Source organism: Flavobacterium sp. 140616W15 (assembly GCF_003668995.1).
Lineage (GTDB): Bacteria > Bacteroidota > Bacteroidia > Flavobacteriales > Flavobacteriaceae > Flavobacterium.
In genome coordinates this window covers 2,002,806-2,018,253 of sequence record NZ_CP033068.1, presented here as the reverse complement: position 1 = coordinate 2,018,253, position 15,448 = coordinate 2,002,806, and the positions used below count along the sequence as shown (strand labels likewise).

11 protein-coding genes and 2 pseudogenes are annotated in these 15,448 nt (G+C 30.6%); 9 read left to right on the top strand and 4 right to left on the bottom strand.

The window, feature by feature from the left end:
• Nucleotides 1-251: 251 nt before the first annotated feature.
• From EAG11_RS08565 to EAG11_RS08540, 7 genes are all read left to right on the top strand, one after another.
• Nucleotides 252-593 carry a Fur family transcriptional regulator gene (locus EAG11_RS08565; RefSeq protein WP_129538819.1) on the top strand — a complete coding sequence of 114 codons (342 nt, stop codon included), beginning with the start codon at nt 252-254 and terminating at the stop codon, nt 591-593.
• A gap of 110 nt (nt 594-703) precedes the next feature.
• Complete coding sequence (locus EAG11_RS08560; protein ID WP_129538818.1) at nt 704-2,728, top strand: heavy metal translocating P-type ATPase; 2,025 nt, start codon at nt 704-706, stop codon at nt 2,726-2,728.
• Between the two features lie 123 nt (nt 2,729-2,851).
• Nucleotides 2,852-3,070: a heavy-metal-associated domain-containing protein gene (locus EAG11_RS08555; protein ID WP_129538817.1), complete on the top strand. Its 219-nt coding sequence runs from the start codon at nt 2,852-2,854 to the stop codon at nt 3,068-3,070.
• A 532-nt stretch (nt 3,071-3,602) separates the two neighbouring features.
• The gene (locus EAG11_RS08550) at nt 3,603-5,621 is read left to right on the top strand and encodes a site-specific recombinase (RefSeq protein WP_242499305.1); all 2,019 of its coding nucleotides are present in this window, start codon (nt 3,603-3,605) and stop codon (nt 5,619-5,621) included.
• A 105-nt stretch (nt 5,622-5,726) separates the two neighbouring features.
• The gene (locus EAG11_RS22190; RefSeq protein ID WP_242499304.1) at nt 5,727-6,203 is read left to right on the top strand and encodes a GNAT family N-acetyltransferase; all 477 of its coding nucleotides are present in this window, start codon (nt 5,727-5,729) and stop codon (nt 6,201-6,203) included.
• A complete protein-coding gene (locus tag EAG11_RS22185; RefSeq protein WP_242499303.1) occupies nt 6,200-6,568 on the top strand; it encodes a GNAT family N-acetyltransferase in 369 nt (122 codons plus the stop codon). The genes EAG11_RS22190 and EAG11_RS22185 overlap by 4 nt, the downstream gene beginning before the upstream one ends.
• Before the next feature lie 159 nt (nt 6,569-6,727).
• Entirely contained in the window at nt 6,728-7,186 is a 459-nt protein-coding gene (locus EAG11_RS08540) for an RNA methyltransferase (RefSeq protein WP_129538815.1), read from the top strand.
• Between the two features lie 287 nt (nt 7,187-7,473).
• Here the strand turns inward: EAG11_RS08540 and EAG11_RS08535 are convergent, their stop codons facing one another.
• Together EAG11_RS08535 and EAG11_RS08530 are read right to left on the bottom strand one after the other, a co-directional pair.
• The gene (locus EAG11_RS08535) at nt 7,474-9,195 is read right to left on the bottom strand and encodes an amidohydrolase (RefSeq protein WP_129538814.1); all 1,722 of its coding nucleotides are present in this window, start codon (nt 9,193-9,195) and stop codon (nt 7,474-7,476) included.
• A 418-nt stretch (nt 9,196-9,613) separates the two neighbouring features.
• Nucleotides 9,614-10,705, bottom strand: coding sequence for an alpha/beta hydrolase (locus EAG11_RS08530; RefSeq protein ID WP_129538813.1), 1,092 nt, complete (start codon nt 10,703-10,705; stop codon nt 9,614-9,616).
• Nucleotides 10,706-11,441: 736 nt separating this feature from the next.
• On the opposite strand from EAG11_RS08530, the pseudogene EAG11_RS22780 reads away from it, so the two are divergent.
• Nucleotides 11,442-13,555 (top strand): annotated as a pseudogene (locus tag EAG11_RS22780) (TonB-dependent receptor domain-containing protein).
• A complete protein-coding gene (locus tag EAG11_RS22775) occupies nt 13,552-13,836 on the top strand; it encodes an outer membrane beta-barrel protein (protein ID WP_129541059.1) in 285 nt (94 codons plus the stop codon). The pseudogene EAG11_RS22780 and the gene EAG11_RS22775 overlap by 4 nt, the downstream one beginning before the upstream one ends.
• 48 nt (nt 13,837-13,884) lie before the next feature.
• On the opposite strand, the pseudogene EAG11_RS22175 reads toward EAG11_RS22775, so the two are convergent.
• Together EAG11_RS22175 and EAG11_RS08505 are read right to left on the bottom strand one after the other, a co-directional pair.
• A pseudogene (locus tag EAG11_RS22175) lies at nt 13,885-14,001 on the bottom strand (IS3 family transposase); the annotation flags it as partial.
• Nucleotides 14,002-14,077: 76 nt separating this feature from the next.
• Nucleotides 14,078-15,298 carry a helix-turn-helix transcriptional regulator gene (locus tag EAG11_RS08505; protein WP_129538810.1) on the bottom strand — a complete coding sequence of 407 codons (1,221 nt, stop codon included), beginning with the start codon at nt 15,296-15,298 and terminating at the stop codon, nt 14,078-14,080.
• Nucleotides 15,299-15,448: the final 150 nt, after the last annotated feature.

Here is a 15,448-nt window from a genome sequence, read left to right as displayed (position 1 = left end):
CAATCTGAATTTATGAACTGATTAATAATAGGAGCTTTTTTTACCATTATAAATTTTTGTTAATCAGTAAAAGTTACAAATCAAAAAGAGAATATGTAGAGAGGATACTGAACAGATTATCTAATTTTGTATTTGTTCATCCTAATTTTTTATGTGGGTGCAAGTAAAAGGTAAAAAATGGAAAGATTAGAAAAAAATTACTGAATAGAAATATAAAACCAACTTCGGTGAGGCTGTTAATATTCAAGAGGATGACTGAATTTGATAAAGCGTTTAGTTTAACTGATCTTGAAATTGAACTAGAAACCGTAAATAAATCGACCATTTTTAGAACTTTGACTTTGTTTCATGAAAATTTGCTTATCCATACTATTGACGATGGATCTGGTTCTATGAAATATTCAATTTGCATGGAATCCTGTATGTGTACGCTTGGAGAGTTACATGTTCATTTTAACTGCAACCATTGTCATAATACCTATTGTCTTGAGAGCATTTCGATTCCACCAATTCAACTTCCTGAAAAATTCTTATTAGAAAGTGTCAATTTTGTAATGAAAGGAATTTGTAAAAAATGTTCTAAGTCATTTTAGATTCTACATCAATAACAATTCATTGGATCAAAACACACCATATTGTATTTGCAACTAGGTTCCCAAAACAGACTTATAACTTTGTCATAGAATTATAAAAATAATTAGAAATGTCAAAACAATGTTGTAGTACAGATACTTATTTAGAATCTCAAACAAAAGAGGAAAATAAGCATAATCATGGTCATAGTCACGTAAAAAAGGAGAAAAAAGGAGATCATCATAATCATAGTCACGGACATGATCATGACCACAGTCACGATCTCGAGGGAAAAACCACATTTCAATTATTCTTGCCATCTGGAATTTCATTAATCTTATTATTTATAGGTATAGGATTAGATAACTATTTTCCACAGGATTGGTTTACCAACTGGGTAAGATTGGGATGGTACATAGCCGCATATATTCCAGTTGGATTACCAGTAATAAAAGAAGCTATAGAAAGTATTCGTTATAAAGATTTCTTTTCAGAGTTTTTTCTTATGGTTATCGCTACAATGGGAGCTTTTGTTATAGGCGAATATCCCGAAGCAGTAGCTGTTATGTTATTTTATGCAGTAGGTGAGGTGTTTCAAACACTTGCAGTATCGCGTGCTAAAGGAAATATCAAAGCTTTATTAGATCAACGCCCTGATGAGGTTACGATATTAGAAGGAGGTAAGCTGGTAGTTATAAAAGCAGAAGAGGCAAAAATCGGAGATATTATCCAGTTAAAGCCTGGAGAAAAATTGGGACTAGATGGTGAACTAATTTCAGAAACTGCTTCATACAACACAGCCGCACTTACTGGAGAAAGTAAACCTGATACGAAAGCAAAAGGAGAAACGGTATTGGCAGGTATGATTAACCTGAATACGGTAAGTCAGGTAAGAGTAACTGCAGCTTACTCAGATAGTAAGTTAAGTAAAATATTAGAATTGGTACAGGATGCAACTGCTCAAAAAGCACCTACAGAATTGTTCATTCGTAAGTTTGCGAAGGTATATACGCCAATTATAGTGTTGCTTTCAATTGTAATTACATTATTACCAGCTCTTTTTGTTGATAATTATGTGTTTAGTGAGTGGTTGTATAGAGCATTGGTATTTTTAGTTATTTCTTGTCCTTGTGCGTTGGTAATCTCTATTCCTTTGGGATATTTTGGAGGAATTGGAGCAGCAAGTCATAATGGTATCTTGTTTAAAGGTTCTAATTTCTTGGATATTCTTGCAAATGTTCAAAATGTGGTAATCGATAAAACAGGAACAATGACCGAGGGTGTTTTTAAAGTTCAGGAAGTGATAATAAAACCTGAATTTGACAAAGATGAAATCCTTAAAATGGTTAATGCATTGGAAAGTCAAAGTACGCATCCAGTTGCTTCAGCTATTCATAATTATGTAGGAGAGGTTGATAACACCATTAATTTGTCTGAAACAGAAGAAATAGCTGGATATGGGCTTAAATCAACAGTAAATGGAAAGGAATTACTGGTTGGTAATTTTAAGTTGCTTGATAAATTTAATATTAATTACAATATAGATACATCAAATATTGTCTATACAGTAATTGCTGTTTCTTACGATAAAAAATTTGCTGGGTATCTTACAATCTCAGATAGTATTAAAGCAGATGCTAAAATAGCAATAGATAAATTGCACAGTATGAATATAAAAGTTACAATGCTGAGTGGTGATAAAAGTACCGTTGTGGATTATGTTGCAAGACAATTAGGAATAGATAATGCTTACGGAGATTTACTCCCTGAAGACAAAGTTAATAAGGTGAAAGAAATCAAGACTCGCAATGGCAGTGTAGCTTTTGTGGGTGATGGAGTAAATGATGCTCCAGTTATTGCTTTAAGTGATGCAGGTATTGCTATGGGAGGTCTAGGAAGTGATGCTGCCATTGAAACTGCCGATGTCGTAATACAAGACGATATGCCTTCTAAAATACCAATGGCAATACATATTGGTAAGCAAACCAAAAAAATAGTTTGGCAAAATATAGTATTAGCATTTTCTATAAAAGCAATTGTATTGATTCTTGGTGCAGGCGGACTTGCCACTATGTGGGAAGCTGTATTTGCCGATGTAGGTGTTGCATTATTAGCTATCTTGAATGCCGTTCGAATACAAAGAATGAAATTCTAAAGCCAAATTATTTATCGCTTAATCAGTAAATATCACAAATCATACAAGGAATATTGTAAACGAATTGAAAGGAGATCAACATAAATTTGCGGTATCAAATAATAATAAAAAATATCAATAAATATGGAAAAGAAAAATATTCAATTCAAAACAACTCTAAATTGTGGTGGATGTGTAGCGAAAGTAAAGTCTGATTTAGATAATAATGATGGTATCGGTCAATGGAATGTAGATACAGATAGTAGTGATAAAATCCTCACAGTTCAATCAGAAGGGATTACTGAAGAAGAAATAGTTGCTATTATCAAAAGTAAAGGGTTTAATGCAGAACCTATAAGATAATAGAAGATTAAAAGAATAAGTTTTAAAAAAAGAGGCTATTTCACCAACGTGAAATAGCCTCTTTTGATGTTTTATGGAGTGATTTGTTGTCTATTTAGACTAAAAAGGGTATGATGATTAATTTTTTATTTAAAATCTAAAAGGTCACATCATTTAAAATTTAAGGACTTATTTTAAACTGAAATTCACTTTTAACGATATAAATGTTTATTAGATTATTAAAATGTATTGGTAGCCATAAAAGGTTTAAAAATTAGCTATTTATGATTTGTTTTAAGAGTAGTAAGAGCTCCAGAAAATGTTGGATGATATGTTGTTTTTTTGATTCTTTGGAGGCAAAAATAAAAGGAATAATGAAATTAAAATTCTATCTAAATAATGTGTTGTAAGAATTCTTTATGAAAAAATTAAAAAGAGTGTGATTTTTAGATAGTATATTGCATAACAAGAACGAACTACTTTTTTGTATCAGATAAAAAAGGATTCGTAATAATTAAATTTGATTAGAATGAGATTGAGGAGAAAACCAAAAATGACCTTAAAGCGCTATTTTGAAGAAAACTTTAAAGACCAAAAGTTATGGGAATATAACAAAGGGAATGTAGAGTTACTGGTAGAATTAGTGAATTTGGTTCGTCCAAAAAAAATAAAAAAAACAACTGTTGTAGATTTATCAGAACTTATTGATTTGCTTAAGGGAAATCAAAATTATCGTGATGGTCTGATGGACTGTGTTAGTGCCCATTTAGAAAAGAAAAAATTTAATAAAATCCTTTCTGATGCAGGTATTCTACAGAATGCCAATTTCTTTTATGAAGTCCGCAGGCGATTATTTGCTAAATTAATTCCTGAACAACCCGAAAAAGACACGTTACAATTTATACTAAATCAGGTATTCTTTGTTAAGACAGATCCGCTATGGATTAAAAAAATACCTGAGGAGCAAATATGGGAGTTGTACTCTTTATTAGAATTTCGTTCTATTTATGAATCGAGCGATGAGAAGTCATCGCTTACCGAATTGGTTTTTGCGATGGAAGTTATTACCTATCGTATATGTGGATGTGCGATGGAAACTGATGTAATCCAGATGGTACCTGAATATGAAAATTATGAAAGTCCATTTCTTGCCTTTCAGCGAGAGCTGTTGCTAATAAGTGAGAAACTGATTGAATCTAGCGAAAACTTTATGCATCCGGATGATCTTGGTTATAAACAATTGATTATCCTGCACAAACAATGTACAGATTATATAGAAACTGCCTTTAAAAACAGTAGTAAATTTGGAATTTCATTACGAGTAAATCAGAGCTTGTTACGAATCCATCAGCAACTTAATCGTCTTAAATCATTATTGCCACTTTTAATACAGGCAGAAGAGAAAGATGCTGATAAGAATACAATTTACCTCTCTTATATATTGATTAAATACAATTGTGATAAAAATAATATCGATAAACTAATCAATGAGAGTACGCAGCTTCTATCTTATGAAATAACACAGCATACAGCCAATACAGGAGAACATTATATTACAAACAGCCGTAAGGAATATTACAAGATGTTTTATTCTGCAGCTGGTGGTGGGTTTATAGTTGGTTTATTGTGTATCATCAAACTATTATTAGGAAAAGTAGAGGCTAGTGGCTTTGGTCATGTTTTCTTATACAGTATGAATTATTCTATAGGATTTATTATAATTTATATCCTCGGATTTACATTGGCAACAAAGCAACCAGCGATGACAGCCTCTGCATTGGTAAGAGCCTTACAAGAAGGTTTTAAACACAAAGATCAAGATAAGAATGAGTACAAGTATAAAGAGTTTGCTATATTTTTTGCTCGTGTATTCCGCTCACAGTTTATTGCATTCGTTGGGAATGTTATTATTGCCTTCCCAGTTTCATTACTAGGAATCTGGCTAATTGATGAAGTTTTTCATTATAATATTGCTAAAGAAAAGTGGCCTGTTTTAATTAATGACCTGAATCCTATTTATTCTGCAGCAATTTTTCATGCGGCTATAGCTGGAGTTTTTCTGTTTCTATCAGGAATTATAGCCGGAAGTATTGCTAATCGTGACAAGCATAATCATATTTATTACCGTATTCAAGAACATCCATTGCTTAAGCTAAGTTTAGGAAAAAGAATGACAAAAAAATTAGCTTCATTGTATGAAAAAAAATGGGCAGGAATTATATCTAATTTCTGGTTTGGTGTTTTTATGGGAAGTACTGTTTTTATTGGAATATTCTTTGGATTAAATATTGACATCAGGCACATTACTTTTGCTAGTGGAAATTTTGCTATGGGATTATATGGTGCCGACTTTGTTATTACTGAATGGATGTTTTTCTGGTCAGTTCTAGGTATCGGTCTTATAGGATTGGTCAACTTTATGGTTAGTTTTAGTTTGTCACTAGGACTTGCTTTTCGCTCGAGAGACATTCCAATTTCTGAATTAAAACAAGTGACAAGCGCAATCATTAAGTATTTTCTAAGTAAGCCATCACATTTCTTTTTCCCACCAAAGAACAGTAGCTCACAGTAGTATTTATAATCTGTAGACAACAAATAGTTGTTTTTGTTTTAAGAGATTATCAGAGCACACACACATAATTTTAAAAGAGAATTTATAAAAGTTTAAAAAAATAAAATGGAGCTTATTACTTTAGAAAATATTGAAATTGATAGTATCGTTGAGGTATTAAATTTATCATTTTCAGATTATATTGTACCATTTAAACTCAATTCAGAACAATTAGAAGCTAAGATTATAGCAGAAAATATAAAATTAGATTTGTCAATTGGTGTTCTGTCATCGGGTAAATTAGTTGGGTTTATGCTTCATGCTATAAATGAATTAGATGGGCAATTAATTGCCTATAATGGTGCAACAGGAGTTATCCCAGGTTATAGAGGACAAGGTTTAGTAGCTAAAATGTATGATTATCTACTACCTAAACTAAAAGATTTAGATGTAAAGGAAATGATACTCGAAGTTATTGTAGGTAATAATGCAGCAATTCGAGCGTATGAAAAAATGAATTATAAAGTTCATAGAACCCTTAATTGCTATGGAGGATCTATTGGAATAAGCAATAAAAAAGTGTTGCTACAATTAAAGAATTGAAAAATTTTGACTGGGATACTTTTACTTCTTTTTGGACTATAGAGCCTACTTGGCAAAATACAGTTAAGAGTTTAGACAATAGCAAGGAACGTTGTGGTATCCTAGAGGCTTATATCGAAAATGAACCTGTAGGTTATTTAGTTTATAATCGTATGTCAAGACGAATTTTACAAATTGCTGTAGCTGTTAAGCATAGGCGTAATGGAGTAGGAGCGCAATTGGTAAATAAAATGTTAGAAACAATCGATTCTACAGAAGTATCTATGAACAATATTGAAGAAAATTCAATAGAAACAAATGCTTTTTTAAAGAATTTAGGACTTGTAAATAGGGTGTCTCAATACGAAATGAAAAGGAAAATTTAAATTTAAACTTCAAGATGGTTGACAGAATAATTTTGACATGAATTTGTTGAAATTCATGATGAGTTCAGAAGAAAATCAAAAAACTGATAAATAGATAAACTTTGTTTCATCTCAATAAAAATTGATTTATATACTCACAGTTTGTACTTTTGTAATTTTATGAATGATAACTTTATAAATGAATATTTTGGGATAGGAATACAAAACGGTAAAACTCCCGAAAATTTAGGTGTTTTGTGGCGATCAGCTCAAAATTTAGGTGCTACTTTTATATTTACTATAGGCAATCGATATGCCAAACAAGCCTGTGATACTCATGATGCGGTAAAAGCAATTCCGTATTTTCATTATGATACTTTTGACGATTTTTTTGAAAATTTGCCTAAAGGAGCACGATTGGTAGGTGTTGAATTAGATGAAAAAGCATCCGATTTAGAAACCTTTCAACATCCAAGACGTTGTGTGTATTTGTTAGGAGCAGAAGATCATGGTTTATCCAGAAAAGTAATGGATAAGTGCCATAATCTAGTCAAATTTAAATCTGAGAAAAGTTTAAACGTGGCAGTGGCAGGAACCATTATTATGTATGACAGAAACTTGTCTAAACCACGCTCTTAAAACAAATGCTTACTTCTAACTTAACTTCTGATGCTAATTGCTGATTTAGAGTTAATGTGCAAATAGAATAACAATTATATTTTGTTCCTTTTGGGAGAAGTTATAAAACTCTAAATATAAAACAATAGAGTAATTTAGCTATCAATATGTATTGATAATCATTTTTTATAAAATATTAAAAGCCTTTAAAAATCTAATTTTTAAAGGCTTTTTGTTTTAAAATTTCTAGTGTTTACTTTAGCTTAAATTGATCATGAAGTATCAATAATATTTAAAGTTATAACAGATTATTTTTTGAATATAGTTTTTCCTTCTTTGATGGTTTCTAATACTTTGATGTCTTTTAATTCAGTCGGATTTATTGTAAGCGGATTTTTATCTAAAATTACAAAATCTGCTAGTTTTCCTTTTTTAAGTGAGCCTTTTAAATTTTCATCAAAATACTCGTAAGCAGCATTTATAGTAATGGCTTTTAAAGCCTGATAAGGAGTTGCTCTTTCGGCTTCACCAATCACTTTTCCTGTTCTTGAAGTACGATTTACCGCTGTCCATACTGTAAATAAAGGGTTGATAGGGGTTACAGTAGCGTCGGAATGATTTGTATATTTTAATCCCATTTTTGCTGCAGTGGCTATCGGACTTAAGAAAAATGCTCTGTCTCTTCCTAAATTTTCTACGTGTACATCTCCCCAAAAATAGGCATGATTAGTAAAAAATGAAGGTTCGATTTTATATTTTTTATAGATCTCTAATTGGTCAGGACGAACAAATTGAGAATGAATAGCAATAGTTCTTCGGTCTTTATCTAATGGCTGAGAAAGCTCCTTACAAGCATATTCGTGTGCTTTAATAAGCATATCAATAGTAGCATCGCCATTACAATGTATAAAAATTTGATTGTCGTTAGCGTACGCTGTTTTGAAGATTTTGTTCAATGCATCTTGCGTCAGGCTAGGAAGCCCCCTGCAATCATGTGCACAGTCAGGAACAGGAGTTAAAAATGGTTTTGTAAAATAGGCTGTTTTACCCTGTGGAGAACCATCTGCTACAATTTTCGTTCCTTGTACTTTAAATTTATTCTTATACTGTTTAAAATGAATAGAAGAATCAGCTACATTTTTATCTAAATCGGCGTACCCAGCCAATGAAATTAAATCAATTTTTAATTTACCGCTAGCAGCTTGTTTTTTGAAAAATTGAATTGTATTGCGATCTGTCATTCCATCTTGCGCAGTTGTAAGTCCATTTTCTGCGTAATAATTTTGAGTCTTATCAAAATACTCTGCTTGTTTAGTGCTAAGAATCTTAAGCATATTACCCACAAAAGGATACATTGCAGTTTCTTGTACTAATCCGTTTGGTTCCTTTGAGTTTGACATTCGACCTATATTTCCTCCTGCAGGGTTTGGGGTATCCTTAGTTACATTCATTTCTTTTAGACCTAAAGAATTTGCAACTCCCATATGTCCGCTAGTATGTTGTAAATAAACAGGGTTTTTAGGAAAAACAGCGTCTAACTCCGTTTTGTTTGGGTGACGTTTTTCAGTTAATTGACTTTCGTCATATCCCCATCCAAATACCCAGTCACCATCTTTTATTTTGTTGTCTGATTTATATTTTTTTAATGCTTCTAGCATCTTAGGAATACTCGAAATTGTGCCAACTGGAGGAGGATTTAAATCAACTTGTCCCATAGTATTTGAAACCATCCCAAAATGGCTGTGTGGATCTATAAATCCTGGTAACAAAGTTTTACCATCCAAATCTACTTTGGTGCTTTCTGGAAATAATTTTTTGGCCTCTTTAAGATCACCAACAAAGACAATTTTTCCATTTTGTTCCACTATTGCTTCAGCATAATTAGCTTCGTCGGTTTCCATAGTTATAATGTGCCCATTATAATAGAGTTGAGATTCAGAAGTTTTTTGTTCGCTTAAATTTTTATTTTCTTTTTTTCCACAACTAATTAATAGTATCAAGGATAGAATAAGGAGTGATGTTTTTGTCATTTTATTCGTCAGTTTTAATTTATTAAATAGGATTACTTAATAATGCCTAGAACACTTTTTAGTTTTGTGAAGTTGCAGTAATTTATACTATTCAGTTTTATACTAAATCTAGGATAGTATCAAACTCATTTGGTTGTATGCCACTAAGATACAAATGTTTTTTGTAAGAAACGATTTTTTAAGGTGAATGAATAGATGTACTAACTTAAAATAGTGTTCTGCTTAGTTTTAGCGTATAAAATAAAAAAGTAAAATTTATTATTGGATTTTTAAAGGGGTTGGAAGTTACATTAAATGATGAATAAAGACTTGTGTTTGATAAAATAGAAGCTTCAGAATTGTAATAAATTTATAACAGGTTCCAATCAACTAAGGCTTCATTTTGCCTTTTAAGAGTAACGAAGCCATAGTAGTTTTTTTAATTATACTTTTTAAAAAAAGTTGTAAATGACTTGTATAACTCTTCCGGAGCTTCGGCTGGTACGTTGTGTGAAGCGTTCTTTATATAGACTAATTCTTTATGTTTTTTAGGGACATTTTTAAGAGATTTATAAATCATTCTACCAGATTCAATACCGATCGCATAGTCGAATTCTCCTTGAATGATTAAGATAGGGGTTTTAATAATAGCAATTTCATTTAAAATATTGAGATTATTGTATGCTTCTTGGCTATGAAATACTTCATTTATGTATTCAAATCTTACCATCGATTTTTCTAAAAGTTCGGGAGTGTATTTGTTTCTGGTATAAAAATCTGGATTTTTCAGTAGCTCATCAATTTTTGCTTTCTTTTCAGGTTGTGCCCAATAAACATTAAAACCAAGGTCTTTTGGGAATTGGTATCTTATTGTATCCATATCAGCAAAGAAGTTTTTAAATCCGCTTTTTTCTATAACATCTAACTTTTCAAGAATTTCTTTATATCTGTTTATTTTGCTCGGATCATTTGTTTCTTTGATAAGCTTATTTGCTAGTTTTTTTTCATGATCAATTAAAGCAAAGCTATTATTTTGGATATTTGCAGTACCTGAATTACTAATAAATGAATTGATTTTTTCTTGATGTTTTATTAAATATAAAAAACCAAGTGTTCCACCCCAAGATGAGCCTAAAAGGTTTATTTTTTTATTTGGATATTTATTTTTTATGTAATCTACCACAAGGTCTAAATCTTTTACAAATTGTTCAGTTGTGAGCATCGTTTTATCTTTCCATTCATCTGATTTACCACTTCCTCTTTGGTCAAAATAGACCATTAAATAATCTTTTTCAAATACATCTCTGTAAAATTCGTGGTCTAAATTAAAAGCCCCAGGCCCACCGTGTAATGTTATGATTATGGATTTATCAGGATTACCAACGACTTTTGTATAAAGATTTGATTTTTCAATGGGTATAAAAAACTCGGTATCTATTTGTTCATTTGGAGGCTGATTTTGTTTTTGTGCAACACAAGTATTTGAAAATAAAAAAGAGATTATTAGAGATAATAAAAGTAATCGTTTCATTGTTTTTTTTACGGTTTAGTTAAATGGCTACCAAACATTATTTTATGAAAAAAATGAGTTTAGGCTTTTCAAAAGTAGCTGAATTATTTTTGTTAAAAAAAGAAAATTTGGATATTAAATAACACTGTAAATCAGATGGTTTTAGCTCGTGATTTGCAATTGTACTATAAAACAAAACCCGATTTATAGCATGTTCTTTCCTAAAAACAATATAACTTTTGTTGGTTCTGTCGTATCTAAAGCTAAGTTTTATTTTTGCCTTTTTTTAATTCTTAAATTGATGAATACGAAAGGTCATTGCTACCCGAAGTTTATTATATTGCAGACAGTATATTTTAAGCTTAGGTTTACATTAAGCTATCGGGATGTTGAAGTGATTATGAAAATGCGAGGAATTTCTGTTGATCATACTACTATTCAGCGCTAGGTTTAGTTCATCTCAAAAATTAAAATCTGACAGCGTAAATATCTTAATAACATTGTAGAACAGGATCATCATTTTATTAAATGGTACATACAAAACGGATAAGGATTTAAAAAATTTGAATCTGCAAAGAGAGCTCTAATCGGTATTGAAGTTGTCCTTATGCTTAGAAAGAATTAGGGATATCTATGTTTAAATCATTTTTGTAAGTTAGTAGTCTATTTAAAATCACTTAAATTTTTATATTTGATTCTGATAGATGTGATAGAACCAGTTTTTTACCTTATAATAAAAAATAATTAATACAACACAATGAAGCAAGTTTTTAATATTTCGTTACTACTTTTCAGCACGGCTCTATTTGCACAAATTAAGGTAAGGGGTAGAATTGTTACAAAAGAAAACATTCCTATAGCATCTATTGAGGCTTTATTAATGAATACAGATTCATTATTTGTTAAAAGTGAACTCACCAATGAAAAAGGAGAATTTTTACTGGATGCTAAGCCAGGTCTTTACACATTACAGATAAGACAAAATGCAAAAATAGTTGCTTCTCAAAATTTTGAGTTACTTACAGATAAGGATTTGGGACAAATTGCTGTAAGTGAAACTGTTGAGTTAGAATCTGTTGTTCTTGTTGCAGGAGCAAGAAAAAAATTGATAGAAAGAAAAATTGACAGGGTAGTATTTAATGTAGAAAATTCAATTAGTTCTTCAGGGGGTAATGCCTTGACAGCACTTAGCGTAACACCTGGTGTACGAGTTCAAAATGAGATTATAAGCATCATTGGAAAAAGTACGCTTGGCGTTTTGGTTGATGATAAAATTGTACAACTTTCCGGAGATGATCTTATTAATTATTTAAAAACAATACCTTCAGATGCTATTCAAAAAATTGAAGTTATTACAACCCCTCCTGCTAAACACGAAGCTGAAGGAAATAGTGGATTAGTTAATATCATTATGAAGAAAGCAAAAGAAAATTCGTGGAATGCGTTAGTACAATCTACTTATATTCAAAAAACGTATGCTGGCCAAGCTACTATGGGAAGTTTTAATTACAATAAGAATAAATTAAGTTTCACTTCAGTTATTAATTACAGAGATGCAACTGATACATTTAAAAATAATCAAGAGACTTATTTTTCCGATAATTTGTGGTATTCGAGTAATCCTTTTAAAATTAATGCTAAGAGCTTAAATTTAAATGTAGGAGTGAATTATAAAATCAAGCCTTGGTGGACTATGGGTGCACAAGTTTTATATGTACAGAATAAACGAAATTTTGACAGCAAACCATACACATCAATTAATGATTACACATCAGGTAACGTTAACAGTTACTTAGCGTCAGTAGTTAATGCAAAATTAAAACCAAATATTAAGTCATATAATTTTTACAATGATTTCAAACTTGACACATTGGGAAGAAAGCTGACTTTAAATTTAGATTACTTTAATTTTAATAATAATGATTCCAGAGTTTATGATGGTAAATCTGTTACTCTAAACCCTGAACCTGCTTCTGAAGAATATTATGCAGGGGAAAATTCAAATATTCAGGATATTACCAATTTATCTGTAAAAGCAGATATTGAATATCCAACGACATGGGCCAAATGGAGCTATGGAGGAAAAATTTCCAGTTCTAAATCTAAGAATGACATTTACAGCTTCAATAGTGGTGTAGTTGATAATCCAGTTTCAGATTTTCCTTTGACTTATTCCAAATTCGATTATACTGAAAATATTCAGTCAGCTTATCTGTCTTTAAATAAAAAATAAATAAGAGCTGGGAATCACAATTTGGATTAAGAATGGAAGCTACGCAAACTGAAGCATTTGCAGAAGAATCAGGAACAACAGAAAATAATTATTTAAAACTTTTTCCAACATTTTACTTGGCTTACACAATAAATGATAATTCTTCACTTAGCATAAATTATAGCAAAAGAATATCAAGACCTGGTTTTGCTCAATTAAATCCAAATATATTTTTCAGCAATCCTTTTCAAAGCCAGAGAGGCAATCCGCTGTTGCAACCTGCTTTTATAGATAATGTTGATTTAAATTATACATTTAAGGATATTCAAAGCAAGGTTTATTTTAGTTATTCAAACAATTTATTTGCTGGTATCGAAATAACAGATCCAACTACAAACACAGTTATATCGAGTACTGAAAATTATTTGGACACACAAAGATATGGTGTTTATGAAACCTACTCTTTCAGTAAATTTAAATGGTTAGAAAGTTCATTTTCATTAGATGTTAACTATTCTATTTCTAAATCAAGGCTTGCAATTACCACACAGGAGCAGAAGGGATTCAATTCTTCGGTTTCTGTTGATAATCAGTTTACTTTAAATTCTAAAAAGACGCTACTTTTTTTGCAAATTATTGGTACGATTTCCCCGGAATAAATGGGATATATAAAAATAAGGCAACAAGTAATTTATCTTCTGGATTTCAATACCTACTAATGGATAAAAATTTGAAAATCTCTTTAAATGTGAATGATATTTTTAAAACAGCTGGACCTCGTCGAAATGCTACAGTTAATAATGTACTGAATAAGACTGTTATGTATTTGGACAGTAGAAATCTCCAATTTTCTGTTTCTTATAAATTTGGAAACAGTAAAATAAGAGTACAACAAAGACAAACGGGCAATCAAGAAGAGAGAAGAAGGACTGGAAATTAGTTTCTGTCGTATCTAAGGCTAAGTTTTATCTTTGCTTTTTTCAATCCAGATATAGGTAATGTCGGAAACCCACACTTGACTTTGATTATTTACTTTAGAGTCTTGATTTAATAAATTTGCTGCTATAGGATATTTGGAAGAAGAAATTGTAGTTCTTTTAATTTTGGAGTGTTATGAAGACGACCTGTCTTTAAAGTTGTAGTGACTCATTTATTTTTAAATAAATCAGGCGGAAGTTTTGCTAAAGCTTAGAACGATTAGTTATATTCAGAGCTTCATAAATAATCTTTAAATGGTACTTTACAGTGTTTTCTGATATGAATAATTCTACACCAATTTCTTTATTTGTTTTACCTTGTTTTACCAAAGCAATAATTTGATTTTGTCTTTCTGTTAAGTTATAGTTGGCTAGGTTTATTTTTGACTGTCCGGATTCACTTAGCTCTTTTGTTACATTTTCTAATTCATTACTGATATTATTAATTTTAAGTTCTGCAACTGTACGTTTATGTTTAGCAGATTTCAAAAGAAAGAATAAAACAAGTAAAATGATTACAAGGGAAATGATAGATATCGTAAGAACTGTACGTGTGTAATTTTGATTTTCGTTATCGAGATCTTTGCTTTTTTGTAGAAATTTTTTTTCTAACAGATGTAATTTTCCATTTCTATTGGTTGCATCGTATTTTGTTGATAAACTAAGTATTTTTTGCTGAGCTAGCGCGGCATTTTTAGTATCACCTATTTCATTATAAAAATGAGAAATATCATTATACATAGCAATAACATAGATGTCCATCTTGTATTTTTTTGCATAATACAATCCTTTCTCAAAGCTTTCTAGTGCCTTTTTATATTGTTTGAGATGCTTGTAAAGCCCTATTTTTTTTTTATAAATAAGAGGAAGATGTTTTGGAGCAGATTTCAATAATATCACTAAGGCTTCATCTAAATATATTTCACCTTGTCTGAAGTTTTTCTTACGAAGCTCCATTGTGCCCAATATCGATAAATAGAATGCTTTCGTTTGCGGATTGATATGTTTTAATTGCTCTTCCGAAATAGTCGGTAAAATTTGTGTAACCTTATCAAATTCAAGTAGATCAAAATGGATGAATAGTTTTTCGATCTTAATTTGTATTTCTACTTCTTCTTTTTTATTGCTCAGAAGTCCAGCTTTTAATGCTAAATCTAAATTGTTTAATGCCTCAGTATAATTAAACAATCTTTTATAAGTTTGGTATTTTTGAAAATATGCATTATAAAGATCGTAATGAGACGACTTTGGATTAGTAATGATCTTTTCTAAGTAAATGATAGATTTTTCGTAATTGTGACTATCGTTGAAAGCATTTATTTGTGCATTGAGTTTTGTATACTTATCGTTATTTCCAAAGCTAATTTGAGACGATAAAAAAATAAATATAAGGATGGCTGTGCGTAACAAGGTATTTTTTTTCAAATAGTATTTTACAAATATAGGTTGTTTTTATTCTTAATTCAAAGAGACTGGTTCGGTAAAAAAGCTTGTATCTACAATATATTACGAAGAGTAAGAGGTTAATTATTGACTTTTTTTGACTCGTTGTTTTAAAATTAAAAAAGGCATGTT